Genomic DNA, 14,256 nt, shown 5'->3' on the forward strand with positions numbered 1-14,256 from the left:
GTCTGCTCAGTCCGCACCTTGGGGCAAATCGTGCCCAATTCACGATCGCGTTTGAGTAAATTTTGCACAAAACTTAGGGTGACACCAAAGTTTTTCGCCAGTTTTCGTTGGGAAATATCACCGCAGGCATAAGCATCAACAATTTTCTGGCGCAAGTCGAGAGAGTAGGGTTTCATACCGACCAGTTATCAGTACAATTGCTCTCTCCTAGTGTACTGCACTGGACTGATAACCGCTATACGGATGCGATCGCTTTTACGAACACCACCCGCCATTTGATATTCACGGCTGTCTTTGCCGTATTTAAAAGCAACTCCAATGAGCATTTTCTCCGTGAGATCATTTAAGATTTTGTCCAATTCTTCCATCTCGGTTTTAGAAGAGTCAATCACAGCTAGAGCAGTTTGTTTTGCAACTGTGCTAGTTTAAGAAAAATACTGCAAAAACTCAATCAGTATGACCAGTACAACGACCTCTCGCTACGTGACTCGGCAACCTGAAATTTTGTCTGGTGAGCCAATTATTGCTAACACAAGAACACCTGTCAGAGCGATTGTAGAAAATTGGCGTTTAGGAATTAGACCAGAAGAAATTCCGCTACACTTGCCTCACTTAACTTTAGCCCAAGTCTTTGATGCTCTAAGTTTCTATTTAGATAATCAAGCAGAAATCAATGAATTTATTGAGCGCAATCATGTTCCTAATGAATTAGTCCATCCAGCTATCAAAGCCAGACTAAATCAAAAATGACGATTTTTGCTCAAGTTTATGTTGATGAAGATGTAGATGTTCTAGTTGCCACCCTACTATTAGCACGAGGTATTAATACAACAACAGCACGAGAACAGCAAATGTTAGGAGAATCAGATCAAAAACAACTCGCTTTTGCTGTATCTGTTGAACGTTGTATATTAACCCACAACCGACTTGATTTTGAGAAATTACATACAAACTATTTAATGAATCATCAATCCCATGCAGGTATTTTGATTGCTAAACGCAGAAATCCCTATGAAATTACTGAAAGGGTGGCAATTCTTCTCGATACTTTGACAGCAGACGAAATTTCCAATCAGTTACTTTATATATAGCAATAAAAAACAATTAGCTCATCAGTAAACAATATCTGGCAAATGCCTTGCACTAGGGTGGGACGATGCCCACCCTTAATTGTTATTACATCACCTCAGCAGTCTTCTTCTTATCCAACTTGAGAATCAACACACCCAAAGGCGGTAAACATAAATCCAGTGAATAAGGACGACTATGCAAAGACCAATCATCCGTCCACTTACCACCTAAGTTGCCCATATTGCTGCCACCATACTGACGCGCATCGCTATTGAACAACTCGGTATAAAATCCTGGTTCTGATACACCTATACGGTAGTGAGAATGAGGTTGGGGTGTGAAGTTACAAACCACCACAACAAAATCATCAGAATCCTTGTCGCGACGCATGAACGAAACCACACTATGGCGGTTGTCGCTACAATCAATCCACTCAAACCCTGGCTCAGCAAAATCCTGGGTGTACAAAGCCGGTTCAGAACGGTAGAGATTATTTAGCTCCTGGAAAAACGTTCTCAGCTTTTGGTGCGGCTCATGCTGCAATAAATGCCACTCCAAGTCTGCCCAAACATTCCACTCACTCCACTGCCCAAACTCCATGCTCATAAACATGGTTTTCTTGCCTGGGTGAGCGAACATATAGGAAAACAAACAACGCACATTAGCTAATTTCTGCCATGTATCCCCCGGCATTTTACCGATGATATTGCTCTTACCATGCACCACTTCATCGTGGGATAGAGCCAGCATGAAGTTCTCGCTGTGGTTATACCACATACTAAAGGTGATATTGTTTTGGTGGAACTGGCGAAACCAGGGATCCATGCTGAAGTAGTCCAGCATATCGTGCATCCAGCCCATATTCCACTTCAAGTTAAAACCCAATCCACCTGTGTAGGTAGGCCAAGACACCATTGGCCAGGAAGTAGATTCTTCGGCAATTGAAAGAACACCAGGGAAATAGCTGAAGATGATGTGATTTACCTGACGCAGAAAATCTGCTGCTTCTAAATTTTCTCTGCCGCCGTACTGGTTGGGTAGCCATTCTCCTGGTTCGCGACAATAGTCATTGTAGAGCATTGAGGCAACAGCATCGACACGAATTCCGTCAATGTGATACTTGTCAAACCAAAAGAGGGCATTTGCTGCTAGGAAATTACTGACCTCGTGGCGATTGTAGTTGAACACCAGAGTACCCCATTCTTTATGTTCACCTTTGCGGGGATCAGCGTGTTCGTACAGGTGGCTACCATCGAAAAAAGCTAAGCCATGTCCATCTTTGGGGAAGTGACCGGGAACCCAATCCACAATCACACCAATACCGTTTTCATGACATTTGTCAACAAAATACATGAAATCTTCAGTGCTCCCAAAACGGGAGGTGGGGGCATAGTACCCAGTAACTTGATAACCCCAAGAGCCATCAAAAGGGTGCTCTGCAATTGGCAACAGTTCTAAATGGGTGTACCCCAATTCTTTAGCATAAGGAATGAGTCTGTCTGCTAGTTCCCGGTAAGTAAGGAAGCGTGCGCCTGGTTTCAGTTCGGAGACGGTAATTACGGGTGCGATTTCACCATTGGGTAGTTTGGCTGGTTCTGCACTAGAAGCGTGTAACCAAGAGCCTAAATGAACTTCATAAACTGACACTGGTTGAGTAAGTGGATCGGTGTGACGCCGCTTTTCCATCCACTCTTGGTCACTCCAACTGTAAGCATTTAAATCAGTGACAATAGATGCTGTTTTTGGGCGAGGCTCCTGCTGGAAACCGTAGGGATCAGATTTTTCGTAAATGTGTCCTTCAAAATTTTTGATTTCATATTTGTAATGCTCCCCTACTCCTATTTCGGGAATGAATAATTCCCAAACCCCAGTGGGGCCTTTCCGCATCTGGTTTTTGCGTCCGTCCCAGAGGTTAAAATCTCCCAATAATGAAACATTACGAGCATTGGGTGCCCAAACGGCAAAATAAACACCTTTAATACCCTCTATTTCCGTGGGGTGTGCTCCCAGTTTTTCGTAAATCCGGTGATGATTACCTTCACTAAATAAATGCAAGTCAAACTCTGTCAGGCGGGGAGAACGGAAAGCGTAAGGGTCATAAGTGACGCGCTCATGTTCCCCTTCTTGAATGCGTAACTGGTAGTTTGCCAGTTCTGCTGTTTCAATCGTGCATTCAAAAAAGTGGGGATTATGCACTGTTTGCATTGGGTATTCTTTGCGTTGTTCAGGAAAAACTACCCATGCTGCACTTGCATTTGGTAGGTAGGCTCGCACAGCCCAGACAGTTTTGCCATTTTGTTCTATGGGGTGAGAACCTAGTATTTCAAACGGATCGTGATGCTGATTCCAAACGATACGGTTAACCTGTTCAGGGGCGATCGTGGTCATGGACATGAAGCTACCTACATGAAATAACGTGATTGACTAAATGTGCTTTTTTAATCAGAATTTACGCAAAATTATTCAAAAATGATCCGCATATACACGGTGCGCTTACTTTACGAGAACGCCAATTGCCAACCCATAGGGTTAAGAATAGGAGTTTTAGAAAGTTCTTGCGTAAGTCCTATTAATATCTATATATATTCTTTACATTTATTTGCAATTTTGTCGTCACCGTTATCCTACCTCAGAATGAGTGTTGATTCCCTTCGCATGGGAGTGGAGGAGTGGGGAGTGGGGGAGCAGAGAAAATAATTATTAACCTCTGTCTTTTAACTCCTGTCTCATAACTCCTGCTTAAGTTATCAAACCCAGTCCCTTTTACAAATTTAAAAATGGAAAAAGCTGAAGTAACGTTTTACGTATGCGGAGTAAGAAAACCTGTTCCCGGATTTTGGTAGTTAGTTGTGGTGGCGGAGCCTTTTGTAGCTGCGCTTGTAATTCTGCGTATTCGGCAGCAGTGAGGGGTTTACCATCAATGGGCGATCGCGCTTCTATAATAATTTGTGTCCGCAATATTTCTTCTGGCGTATCCTCTGGTGGCGGTAATGCCATTCCCGCTACTTCCCAATGGCTACTTAACAGTATCAAGGTAATAACGCTCACTGTTACCAAAAATCTCATGGACTTTCTCATCACTCTTTGTATCTCCCTCTCTTAACACTCAGAGTTCGGTGATTCAGCCATCCAACCAATCCTCTAAGATCTACACGATAAGACTTTTGGTTGTTCCTCGATTTTGGGCAACAAAACTGACAAATTCAAAGATACATCATAAGGGCACGGCGTCAGTAAGATTGTCCGCTGATGGACAAAATTTTGGATGCCGTGCCCTTACTACACATTTATCTAATAAAAATCTGGCAAGTCAATCAACATTACCAAGCCGCTTAATCCCAATATGGAATGGACTACAGCCAATGATTAAGAGCAATTGCCAGCGATCGCGATTAATTTTCTTGCACTCTCGAAACTAAGTAGTCTAAACCCACTGAAATACTTTGCCCACCAAGTGGGTGATATTTCTCGGACTCAACTTTTGTGATCTGGGAAAAAGGCTCTGTCAGGCGAGAATTTTCAGACGGACACTTGGTTACGGTAGAAACTTTCCTCACCAGTGTCCTTTACTTGCTGTCCTACTTAAACTTACATTTCAGCAAGCTCCAGACTTTCATCCACCAACACAGGAAAAATACTGATATTTTCGCCTGACCCTAATTCATATTAAGCCATGTAATAAGCAGCGCCGTTACTAAACTATGGCGTGCATCTGATTTGGACTAGATTAAGGTGTTTTAGTAGGCGTGGCCAGGGGTGTAGCCAGGGGTGTAGCAAGGGGCTTAGTGGTAACGCCAGGGGTAGACCCGGTATCTGCTGGCTCACCTGGAGCTGCTGGAGTGGTAGTAGTTCCGGCAGGTTCATTAGCGCCTTCACAGGCTCCGAGAATTGCAGCCAGACTTAACATTAGAGCAAAACCAAAGATTTTTGTTTTCATAACTCCTCTTTCACCAATTGTGGCTAGAACAATTTTTCACCTTTTGAATACGATACCGTATTTATTGCTTTTTTTTAAATGCTGTCAGATTACACTCACGAGCAAGATAACTTAATCAGCGAACCGAAAGTACTAAATTTGCTAGCAAGCCGAGCCACCATATCAAAAATTTTTATTTTTTCCCCGAGTCTTGCACCTTCTTACCCCACATTGCCATACTTTAGATGCAATACATCTGTCCGATTGTTGCTCGCTAATTGCAACGCTTGCAATTAGCGAGGATGCAAAGATTGGTGCAGCTACCTATCAAAACACATAAAAGGGTGTAGGGTGTAATGTGTGCTTATTGCACAGAAGACAATACTAAACCTTAGCAAGAACAAACAAATAATCCCAAATACAGTATTTCCAATCTGAAAAAAGTTATGGTTGTTGCTCGTAAATCAGATGTTTCTGCAAAGGGTACTTGGTTCCAGCGACATTTTACCCTCCCTTTCAGGAGGCGAAGCTCCGCGCGTCTAGGGTCGGCGACGCGGAGCGCTTCTATTGCTGCTCAAGCTGTACCAGTAGCCTCTAAGCAACGGCGTTCTTCAAAAAATTTATCTGTTTCTTCTAAAAATGAAGTGGTGACACCCACGTCGGTGAAACAGTTAAGCAGACAACAAGTATCAAATCTTAACGCACAGCCAAATCCAACGCCCAAAAGTCTGAGAGAGGATTTTCTTGGCGTTCCCGTAATGCCTAGTTCTAAATCAGCACCTTTATGGTTGCTGCGCTTGTACACCTTACATCGTTATTCGTCAGTTGTAGCGTTTTTGTTCGTGGCGGCCACACTCGTAGTTTATGGCTGGACGGAATATAATCGAGAGCTTTGGAGTCAGGCATCCCGCAGAGTGGAAAAACTACAACGTGATGAGCGGCTCCTGACCAAAACCAACGCGACGCTGACAAACAAAATGGCTGACGAAGCAGAACGACCAACAGCAGGACTAGTATCACCAACTCCTGAAGGGACTATTTTCTTGTCTCCAACACCTCTAAGTCCTAACCCAGCATCATCTACCACAACACCAAATTCCGCAACACAACAGCAAAGCCTTTCGCCCCTGGGATACTAAGGTCAATTACTCTGAACTTTGGACTCTATAAAGCAATTTGCTACTGAGTAGGGTAATGCAGAAAAATTTACGGAATCTAACACATACGAAGCGGCAGAAGCGTTCTAGACGGGGGTTATCGGAGAAACCTGCCTCTAATACTCAAGACCAAACACCCAACACTAAGTCCCGGCTGCTAATCGTCTGGGGCCTATTAATGGCAGCGGGCTTGGGGTTAGCAATCAACTTGTATCAGTTACAAATTGTCCGTGGGCCGAAATTAACTCAGAAGGCGCGAAACCAGCAAATGGTAAATTTGCGACCTTTTATGCCACGTCGTCCCGTGGTCGATCGCAGTAACAATGTGTTGGCGATTGATCGTCCAGTGTATACTTTGTACGCCCATCCCAAGCTGTTTAGTAAATCTAATGAAGCAATAGCAGAGCGACTTGCCCCTATTTTAAATAAAGACGCTGCTGAATTGGTGAAAACCTTTCAAAGCAAAAAAAGCGGAATTGTACTTGCTTCGGCGCTACCTGAAGAAATTATTGATCGCATCACCTCTTTGCAATTCAATGGCTTGGAGTTGATTCAAAAATACTCCCGCTTTTACCCACCAGACGATTTAGTTGCTGACGTGGTGGGTTACGTAAATATTGACCGTCGCGGTCAAGCGGGTGTGGAATACTCTCAAGAAAAGTTATTAGAACGTCCTGTACAAACAGTGCAGCTTAGCCGTTCAGGTAATGGGGCGCTGATGCCGGATCATGCTCCTGAAGGTTTTTTGCATTTTGATGACTTGCGACTGCAACTTACTATCGATAGCCGTTTGCAGCGAGCTGCTCGCACTGCCCTTAAACAACAGATGGAGAAGTTTGACGCCAAACGTGGGGCGGTAATTGTGATGGATGCGTCCGATGGTTCTTTACTAGCCCTGGTTTGTCAGCCCACTTATAATCCCAATAAATATTCTACATCTGATATTTCACTGTTCAAAAACTGGACGGTGGCAGATCTTTATGAACCAGGATCGACTTTTAAGCCTTTAAATGTGGCGATCGCACTGGAAAATAGTGTCATCAAACCAAATGATGTATTTAATGACCCCGGTTTCATTAAAGTGACTGACCGCACGATCAAAAATGCTCTGAACAATAGTTATGGGCGAATTAACATCGCTCAAATTCTGCAACATTCGAGCAACATTGGTATGGTGCAAATTATCCAACGATTGCAGCCTTCAGTTTATTACAACTGGCTGGAACGCTTGGGGCTAGGACAAAAAGTTGATACAGATTTACCTTTTGAAGTTAGTGGTCGGCTCAAGAGTCAAGAACAATTTATCGCCTCGCCAATAGAACCAGCTACAACCTCCTTCGGTCAAGGCTTGTCTCTAACACCATTACAACTAGTGCAAATGCACGGGGCTTTAGCCAATGGTGGCAAATTAGTCACACCCCACGTCGTACGAGGACTGATTGATAGCAAAGGGCAGATGCATTATTCGCCCAATCGCACCACACCACGCCAAATTTTCTCAGCCACCACAGTTAACACAGTAGTAAAAATGATGGAAAGTGTCGTCTTAGAAGGCTCTGGCAAGGTTTCACAAATTCCAGGATATCGCATTGCTGGTAAAACTGGGACAGCCCAAAAAGCTAGCCCCTCTGGAGGCTACATTCGTGGTGCTAGGATAACTAGCTTTGTAGCCATTTTGCCAGTAGCATCTCCTCGCTATGTGGTGTTGGCATTGGTGGATGAGCCAAAAGGAGAAAATGCTTACGGTTCCACTGTCGCCGCACCCATTGTTAAATCAGTCATGGAAGCACTAATTCCTATTGAAGAGATTCCACCAAGTCAGGCTGGGGATTAGGATTGGGGATTGGCATTGGGCATTGGGCATGGGGCATTGGGGATTGGGCATTGGGCATTGGGCATTGGGGATTGGGCATTGGGCATTGGGGATTGGGCATTGGGCATTGGGGATTGGGCATTGGGGATTGGGCATTGGGCATTGGGCATTGGGGGAATAAATACTGACCCTTGACTCTTGACCCTTGACCCTTGACTCTTGACTTTTGACCCTTGACTCTTGACTCCTTCTAAATTTAATCTTTGCTTTATAACCAGGGAAAGAGGTAGAGAAAGCTACGAGTATGGATATATAGGTATTAGGGGTGGAACTCGTTTCACACCTTTGCAAAGCTACCCAAGATTCCATGCAAAGCAATTTAGTTATGTTCCCCAATGCTGGGGCTACGGGAAAGAGTACGCAAACAGAGGAAAGAACGGCAACCAAGTACAACCGTGCTGAACAGCAATTTATTGAACTGCTGGCAACGGAGGATTTGGACAATAAACTAGATGTAGAAGTTGCGAAAGTCAATGAGTTTGAACGTGTACTGTCAATGGCAATTCGCGCTGCTTATCAAAACGGCTATGGTGATGAGCAGGCTCACCGTTTCCTCCAGCGCATACTTTATCGGATTAATCGACTAAAGCTGTTTTGGTATGACGATTTGCGGCACTACACCAATGAGCGATCGCTTTACTTGCACTCATGTCGTGACCAAATCGAGGCGGCTTGGCAAGAGTGGGAACTAGCACAAATTGATGTGACAGCACTGCAACAACTGCAACAAGTGGATATAAAACAAGCGCTGATTGAGCGTGCGTCTGCCGATTTAGATCCGCCGTTGTCAGAAGATAGCCGCTATATCCGGGAGAAAATGACCGAGGCTGGCTATCGTCATTTGCTGGCGATCGCTTCTTTTGATGGTTTGGTCGAAGGTAGTCGTCTTTCCCGTATTTTGGGTGGTACTGCTAATGAAGTGCAATGTACGCTTGTACGTGTACTACTAGAAGAATACGGTAATGGCCGTTTAGCTCGCAAGCACTCTACATTTTTTGCCCAAATGCTAACTGAGTTTGGGATGAACACTGAACCCGAGGGATACTTTGATTTAGTACCCTGGGAAGTCATAGCTTGTGGCAATCATAACTTTCTGGTAACTGAGCGCAAGCGCTATTTTCTGCGTTACAGTGGAGGACTGACATATTTTGAGGTAGCTGGGCCAGCGGCTTACAGAAATTATTTGGCGGCGGCGCAGCGATTAGGACTCTCAGATGCAGCGATGGGTTATTGGGAATTGCACATCAGGGAAGATGAGCGCCACGGACGTTGGATGTTAGATGATGTGGCTTTACCTTTAGTAGAAAGGTATCCCAATGAAGCGTGGGAATTGTTGCTTGGATATGACCAAGAAAAACTAATGGGCGATCGCGCAGCTAAAGCTGTAGTGCGCTCAATACGTGAATCCGAATAATCCACTTTGATCATCTGAAGAAATGCAAAAAATTAGTAACTAAGAATGGCAGGTTTCCCCCGGCATTCTTAAGTTTGGCATTTCTAAATCATTCTATTGCTAATCAGTCGGCAATCCAATTTCTTTAGTAATTACTTGCTTACTAAATAAAAAATTATTTATTGCCTGAATTAAAGGTAGTAAATAACCTCTTATTGCATTGATTATACAATACCATTGAAGCACAGTAAAATGAAAGATATCTTTTTTTGTCCGGATGAATCTATTTTTTACTCCAACTGCTTAGAAAACCTTGTTCTAAGAAATTGTAAAACTTCTGAGTCTGTAGTTGAGTTTGGTTCGGGAGATGGCAGTCCCGTAATCAATACATTATTAAGAAATAAGTTTGATGGTATAATCCGTGGTTTTGAATTAAATACTTCTGCATGGAAAGTTGCAAATTCAACAATCGATGAATATAATCTCACTAATAAATACATAATCCATAATTCATGTTTGTTTAAATCTTATAAACCCAAAGCCAAGTATCTTGTAGCAAATCCGCCGTATTTACCTGCACCAGATCAAGATATTTATATGCCGCTATTATTCGGAGGCATAGATGGGGCAACAGTTACCAATAATCTTTTATCGTTAGGTTACGAAAATGTTTTAGTTTTGATATCGAGCTTTTCTAATCCTAAAGGTACACTCAAACAAGCAAAAAACAATGGCTATTGTGTGAGTAATTTTCTAGTTTTACCTTTGGAATTTGGATACTATAGCTCGGAGCCAAAAGTCAAGAAACATATAGAAAGCTTACGAAAAAACAAAATGGCATTTTATTCTGGTGATTATTACTTTTTGGCTGGTGTTTTATTTAAAAAGCAGCAAGAACCTGCAATTGATTTATCGAATGAATTAGCTCAAGTAATGACAAGTTTATAACCTATAGCGGTTCTTGAGTGTGTGCAATGCTCTCTTGCTGGAAGAGTCATAAACCATTCATCAGCTAAAACACATTTAAATTGCACAATCATTCATGAAAGCTGTCCTTTGTCCTTTGTCCTTTGTCATTAGTCATTAGTCAAAAGTATTTACAAAGGACGCATGACAAATGATTAATGACGGTCTTAGCCAGTAAATATGCAACTTGGACGCACATTAGCTTAGAGAATAATTGATACCCAATGCCCAATGCCCAATGCCCAATGCCCAATGCCCCATGCCCCATGCCCAATCCCCATTTAAACTTGATAAGTCTGCCTGAGTACGTCTTCTATTGAACCTACACATTTCAACGCTTCAATTAGTTCATGAGATTTTGTTTTTCGCTTCGCTAACATAACTTTTAATGGCGTTAAAAACTCAACATCTGGATCTTCGCCAAGGGCAATTTCAGCTGCTTGCAAAATATTTGTTACATTTACAAAAATATCTTCGTTATTAAACCCTTCTTTTGCAGAGAGTTGGTGTAAAGCTGCGTCAGGTATAGTTGCTCTATCCAGTAAGGATTCATCTAAAACCAGACCTTTCAATAATGCCAATAACGCAGCATAGATAGAAAAATCATCACAACTATCGCAAGCCTTAAATTCAATGCGACCTACTTCAGCCGGGATGCGGGCAATTTTTGTTAATGACGGGACGCTGTTAATGAGTTGTTCATCTTTTTCGACAAAAACTAAGGCTGCTGGTCTTTTTCCTGTTCTCACAAACGTGCGTACCGAGAAACCCTCCCACAAACTGCCATGATAAAAAGGCGAGCTATAACTAAAAGGAACAATATAGGGACTGTAATAAGTTAACTTTCTGCCAATATCAATTACATGTTCAATAGGCAAATCTGAAACGGAAATATTTAAGTCTGGCCCATAAGTAAGCATATGAATATGGGCAGTTTGTTTTTCAGGAGAAGCTTGTCTTCGTCTTATTTCATAATCATTTAATAGAGGTTGAGGCTCAAAAATAGTCTTGCAAGGATTAAAACTGGTTAAAACCGATGAGAAACCAAAGTCAGCAGCAACCTCACGTAGCAAGCGAAAACTTTCTGACAATTCACTAATAGCGCCTTGAATATTAGAGTGTATAGTTGTTCTAATTTCGATGCCTTTAGGTAGACAATCAATCACCTTGTCAGAATCCGCAAACCTTTCAAAACCCTCAATGTACCATCTCTTTTGCTTAATACCAGCGTCCCCGACGCGCAGTTGAGGATAGTCACTGAGGTATGTAGGTAACTTTTCGATAATTTGATTGAACTCAGCAAATTTCGTACAGGAAAAATCAGCAAACTTTCCTTCTTTGTTAAGGAAAGCAACTTCATGCTCAATGCCAAAACAAAACATTTTGTATACCTTGATTACAATTACTTTGGGTTAATCTAATTGAACTAATAGTAATCGAAATGCAAGCAGTAGTATATCTAAGACTCTTTATTTTTCAAGACAGACGTCACTTCACTGTCAAAAGTCACAGGGAAAGACAGGGAACTGTAAACTGTTAATTTTTCCCTTTATCTTTCAATAAAAAACAAATCTTCAGAGCGTTTAAGTTAACTGTGTAACAGTTTATCAACCTTAAAGGTAGCTTAGTATTGATTGAGGAAAGCTTGAGACGTGAGTTTATGATAAGTGCCGTTCAATCCCCCTACAGCAGCGAACAAATTGCCGCTTGGTTGCGTGGACTGCTCACCATTGCTTGGGCTGATGGTAATTTCGACGCCCAAGAACAAGAACTAATTGCCAGCATCACCGAGGATGAATTAGCTCCTGGGATTAACTTCGAGTCACTAGAGATAATCACATCAGAGGAATTAGCCGCAGTCTTAGGTAAAGGTACGCCAGCAGCGGAAAATTTCTTACGTACAGCCGTGATGGTAGCGATCGCAGATGGTACTTATTCTCCCAGTGAAGACAAGGTTTTACAACAATTGTGCCAAGCCTTGGAACAGCCAGAGAATATACTCGAAGCCCTTCGCCACACCCTGGAACATCCACAGCAAATTACTCCCACAGCCGGGCTGACAAAACGACAAATTAATGCGCTACACCCTCTGCGTCAATGGCTGGACGGGCTAGATATCCAAGATCCAAGAGTAGCCCGCTTTTTGTGCAAAATGATTCCTTCCCAGTGTCCCTTTGAGCGGGATGTTAAACTGTTTGGACGTAAGATTGTTCATATTCCGCCAATGTGTAAAATTAACCCGCTGTATGAACAACTAGTGAGCTTACGTTTCCGCGCCCTCTCATATCTAGCAGATGAATGCGGTGAGGATATTTCACCATATATTTGAGGCTGAGTAGAGACGGCTCTTAGCATCTCCCCTTAGGAGAAGACTGCGACCCTTTCATCGCTCTTTGAGCGTCTACGCGTCTGTACAAGTGAGTGCTGAGTGAGGAGTTAGAATTTCTCTCCCCTGCCCCCCTACCTTGAAAAAATGCTGAGTTTTGAGTGAGGAGTTACAAGTAAAGAGTGAGGAATAAAAACTCCACCCACAAGGGGATGGAGTTTTTGGGCATGGGGCATGGGGAAGAAGTTACCAATGCCCAATGCCCAATGCCCAATGCCCAATACCCAATGCCCAATGCCCAATGCCCAATACCCAATGCCCAATGCCCTACTCAGGACTCTAAAAATATGCAATTTATCGACCAAGCACAAATTCAAGTTGAAGCTGGCAAAGGTGGCGATGGTATTGTCGCCTTCCGGCGCGAGAAGTATGTCCCCGCTGGCGGCCCCTCCGGTGGTAATGGGGGACGAGGCGGCTCAGTAATTTTCGTTGCTGAAGAAAACCTGCAAACTTTGCTGGACTTCAGATATAATCACCGCTTTCAGGCACAAAACGGTGCTCGTGGTGGGCCCAATAACTGCACCGGAGCAGCAGGAAAGGATTTAATTATCGAAGTTCCCTGTGGTACAACTTTTTATGATGCCGAAACAGGTGAACTGCTAGGGGACTTAATTGAGCCTAAGCAGATTTTGCGTATTGCCCAAGGTGGTAAAGGCGGACTGGGAAATCAGCATTTTTTGAGCAACCGTAACCGCGCCCCAGAATATGCCCTCCCAGGACTACCAGGCGAAATAAAGCAACTACGCTTGGAATTAAAACTCTTAGCAGAAGTGGGAATCATTGGTTTACCAAATGCAGGGAAATCCACTTTAATTTCATCTTTGTCAGCTGCACGACCAAAAATCGCTGATTACCCCTTCACTACCCTCATACCGAATTTGGGTGTCGTGCGGAAACCTACCGGAGATGGTACAGTTTTCGCCGATATTCCCGGATTGATTGAGGGAGCATCTCAAGGGGCTGGGCTGGGACACGATTTCTTGCGCCACATCGAGCGCACGCGGGTGCTGCTGCACCTAATTGACGCCACTAGTGATGATGTAGTCAGAGACTACAATACAATCCTTCAAGAATTGCAAGCTTATGGACGGGGTTTAGCAAAGCGTCCCCAAATTTTGGCGCTGAACAAAATTGACGCAGTTGATAAAGAAACAGTGGATTTAGAGGCGCTAGCCACTCAACTTAATCAACTTTCCTACGCCCCAGTTTTTATAATTTCAGCAGTGACGCACACTGGCTTAGAGCCTATGTTACAGGAACTTTGGCGAATTCTTGACGAACTCAATGCTGTTAAAGAAGTAGAGGTGTTGGGCTGATTTACTAAAGTAACAAAAATAAGTTGACTGGCTCAAACTGGAAGGCTGGATTTTATACTAATTCAGCTATCTAGCTTGAAAGTTCCAGAAATACTGGAACTTCTCGCCGTTAATCTAGTTGAATAAAAAATAACTTCCAGGCTTGGGTATTAATTCCCTGGATGAATAAGCAAACTTA

General features: G+C 43.1%; 15 protein-coding genes and 1 pseudogene. 9 read left to right on the forward strand and 7 right to left on the reverse strand.

Annotation, left to right across the window (positions count from 1 at the left end):
* Positions 1-188: 188 nt before the first annotated feature.
* Positions 189-413: pseudogene (locus IQ246_RS01745) on the reverse strand (hypothetical protein); the annotation flags it as partial.
* 43 nt (positions 414-456) lie between these two features.
* On the opposite strand from IQ246_RS01745, the gene IQ246_RS01750 reads away from it, so the two are divergent.
* A complete protein-coding gene (locus IQ246_RS01750) occupies positions 457-750 on the forward strand; it encodes a DUF433 domain-containing protein (protein ID WP_193999536.1) in 294 nt (97 codons plus the stop codon).
* Positions 747-1,091 (forward strand): DUF5615 family PIN-like protein, encoded by a 345-nt coding sequence (locus tag IQ246_RS01755; RefSeq protein ID WP_193999538.1) that lies wholly within the window; start codon positions 747-749, stop codon positions 1,089-1,091. The genes IQ246_RS01750 and IQ246_RS01755 overlap by 4 nt, the downstream gene beginning before the upstream one ends.
* A gap of 85 nt (positions 1,092-1,176) precedes the next feature.
* Here the strand turns inward: IQ246_RS01755 and glgB are convergent, their stop codons facing one another.
* The 3 genes from glgB to IQ246_RS01770 form a co-directional block, all read right to left on the reverse strand.
* Positions 1,177-3,465, reverse strand: a complete 2,289-nt coding sequence (gene glgB, locus IQ246_RS01760; protein ID WP_193999540.1) for a 1,4-alpha-glucan branching enzyme — start codon at positions 3,463-3,465, stop codon at positions 1,177-1,179.
* Positions 3,466-3,834: 369 nt separating this feature from the next.
* Positions 3,835-4,149 (reverse strand): hypothetical protein, encoded by a 315-nt coding sequence (locus IQ246_RS01765; protein ID WP_193999542.1) that lies wholly within the window; start codon positions 4,147-4,149, stop codon positions 3,835-3,837.
* A 649-nt stretch (positions 4,150-4,798) separates the two neighbouring features.
* Positions 4,799-5,008 (reverse strand): hypothetical protein, encoded by a 210-nt coding sequence (locus tag IQ246_RS01770; protein WP_193999544.1) that lies wholly within the window; start codon positions 5,006-5,008, stop codon positions 4,799-4,801.
* A 425-nt stretch (positions 5,009-5,433) separates the two neighbouring features.
* Here IQ246_RS01770 and IQ246_RS01775 point away from each other — a divergent pair, with 425 nt between their 5' ends.
* The 5 genes from IQ246_RS01775 to IQ246_RS01795 all read left to right on the forward strand — a co-directional run bounded on the left by IQ246_RS01775 (position 5,434) and on the right by IQ246_RS01795 (position 10,358).
* Positions 5,434-6,126, forward strand: a complete 693-nt coding sequence (locus IQ246_RS01775) for a hypothetical protein (protein WP_193999546.1) — start codon at positions 5,434-5,436, stop codon at positions 6,124-6,126.
* 55 nt (positions 6,127-6,181) lie between these two features.
* The gene (locus IQ246_RS01780; RefSeq protein ID WP_193999547.1) at positions 6,182-7,978 is read left to right on the forward strand and encodes a penicillin-binding protein 2; all 1,797 of its coding nucleotides are present in this window, start codon (positions 6,182-6,184) and stop codon (positions 7,976-7,978) included.
* Positions 7,979-7,980: 2 nt separating this feature from the next.
* Positions 7,981-8,145 (forward strand): hypothetical protein, encoded by a 165-nt coding sequence (locus tag IQ246_RS01785; protein ID WP_193999549.1) that lies wholly within the window; start codon positions 7,981-7,983, stop codon positions 8,143-8,145.
* 179 nt (positions 8,146-8,324) lie between these two features.
* Entirely contained in the window at positions 8,325-9,431 is a 1,107-nt protein-coding gene (locus IQ246_RS01790) for an iron-containing redox enzyme family protein (protein WP_193999551.1), read from the forward strand.
* Positions 9,432-9,662: 231 nt separating this feature from the next.
* Complete coding sequence (locus IQ246_RS01795) at positions 9,663-10,358, forward strand: SAM-dependent methyltransferase (RefSeq protein WP_193999553.1); 696 nt, start codon at positions 9,663-9,665, stop codon at positions 10,356-10,358.
* Between the two features lie 139 nt (positions 10,359-10,497).
* On the opposite strand, the gene IQ246_RS01800 is transcribed toward IQ246_RS01795, so the two are convergent.
* Together IQ246_RS01800 and IQ246_RS01805 are read right to left on the reverse strand one after the other, a co-directional pair.
* Positions 10,498-10,644 carry a hypothetical protein gene (locus tag IQ246_RS01800; RefSeq protein ID WP_193999555.1) on the reverse strand — a complete coding sequence of 49 codons (147 nt, stop codon included), beginning with the start codon at positions 10,642-10,644 and terminating at the stop codon, positions 10,498-10,500.
* A 13-nt stretch (positions 10,645-10,657) separates the two neighbouring features.
* Positions 10,658-11,758: a glutamate-cysteine ligase family protein gene (locus IQ246_RS01805; protein ID WP_193999557.1), complete on the reverse strand. Its 1,101-nt coding sequence runs from the start codon at positions 11,756-11,758 to the stop codon at positions 10,658-10,660.
* A 278-nt stretch (positions 11,759-12,036) separates the two neighbouring features.
* Here IQ246_RS01805 and IQ246_RS01810 point away from each other — a divergent pair, with 278 nt between their 5' ends.
* Positions 12,037-12,705: a Mo-dependent nitrogenase C-terminal domain-containing protein gene (locus IQ246_RS01810; protein ID WP_193999559.1), complete on the forward strand. Its 669-nt coding sequence runs from the start codon at positions 12,037-12,039 to the stop codon at positions 12,703-12,705.
* A 131-nt stretch (positions 12,706-12,836) separates the two neighbouring features.
* On the opposite strand, the gene IQ246_RS01815 is transcribed toward IQ246_RS01810, so the two are convergent.
* Positions 12,837-13,025, reverse strand: coding sequence for a hypothetical protein (locus tag IQ246_RS01815; RefSeq protein WP_193999561.1), 189 nt, complete (start codon positions 13,023-13,025; stop codon positions 12,837-12,839).
* A gap of 24 nt (positions 13,026-13,049) precedes the next feature.
* On the opposite strand from IQ246_RS01815, the gene obgE reads away from it, so the two are divergent.
* Positions 13,050-14,078 carry a GTPase ObgE gene (obgE, locus tag IQ246_RS01820; protein ID WP_193999563.1) on the forward strand — a complete coding sequence of 343 codons (1,029 nt, stop codon included), beginning with the start codon at positions 13,050-13,052 and terminating at the stop codon, positions 14,076-14,078.
* Positions 14,079-14,256 lie beyond the last annotated feature (178 nt).

Origin of the sequence: aff. Roholtiella sp. LEGE 12411, assembly GCF_015206995.1 — a bacterium.
Taxonomy (GTDB): Bacteria; Cyanobacteriota; Cyanobacteriia; order Cyanobacteriales; family Nostocaceae; genus Komarekiella.

What these genes read in the sequence shown, in the direction of transcription:
- IQ246_RS01755 (WP_193999538.1), top strand. Translation starts at nt 747, where the DNA reads ATGACGATTTTTGCTCAAGTTTATGTTGATGAAGATGTAGATGTTCTA.
- IQ246_RS01790 (WP_193999551.1), top strand. Translation starts at nt 8,325, where the DNA reads ATGCAAAGCAATTTAGTTATGTTCCCCAATGCTGGGGCTACGGGAAAG.
- obgE (WP_193999563.1), top strand. Translation starts at nt 13,050, where the DNA reads ATGCAATTTATCGACCAAGCACAAATTCAAGTTGAAGCTGGCAAAGGT.
- IQ246_RS01810 (WP_193999559.1), top strand. Translation starts at nt 12,037, where the DNA reads ATGATAAGTGCCGTTCAATCCCCCTACAGCAGCGAACAAATTGCCGCT.
- IQ246_RS01805 (WP_193999557.1), bottom strand. Translation starts at nt 11,758, where the DNA reads ATGTTTTGTTTTGGCATTGAGCATGAAGTTGCTTTCCTTAACAAAGAA.
- IQ246_RS01800 (WP_193999555.1), bottom strand. Translation starts at nt 10,644, where the DNA reads ATGGGGCATGGGGCATTGGGCATTGGGCATTGGGCATTGGGCATTGGG.
- IQ246_RS01775 (WP_193999546.1), top strand. Translation starts at nt 5,434, where the DNA reads ATGGTTGTTGCTCGTAAATCAGATGTTTCTGCAAAGGGTACTTGGTTC.
- IQ246_RS01795 (WP_193999553.1), top strand. Translation starts at nt 9,663, where the DNA reads ATGAAAGATATCTTTTTTTGTCCGGATGAATCTATTTTTTACTCCAAC.
- IQ246_RS01765 (WP_193999542.1), bottom strand. Translation starts at nt 4,149, where the DNA reads ATGAGAAAGTCCATGAGATTTTTGGTAACAGTGAGCGTTATTACCTTG.
- IQ246_RS01750 (WP_193999536.1), top strand. Translation starts at nt 457, where the DNA reads ATGACCAGTACAACGACCTCTCGCTACGTGACTCGGCAACCTGAAATT.
- glgB (WP_193999540.1), bottom strand. Translation starts at nt 3,465, where the DNA reads ATGTCCATGACCACGATCGCCCCTGAACAGGTTAACCGTATCGTTTGG.
- IQ246_RS01780 (WP_193999547.1), top strand. Translation starts at nt 6,182, where the DNA reads ATGCAGAAAAATTTACGGAATCTAACACATACGAAGCGGCAGAAGCGT.
- IQ246_RS01770 (WP_193999544.1), bottom strand. Translation starts at nt 5,008, where the DNA reads ATGAAAACAAAAATCTTTGGTTTTGCTCTAATGTTAAGTCTGGCTGCA.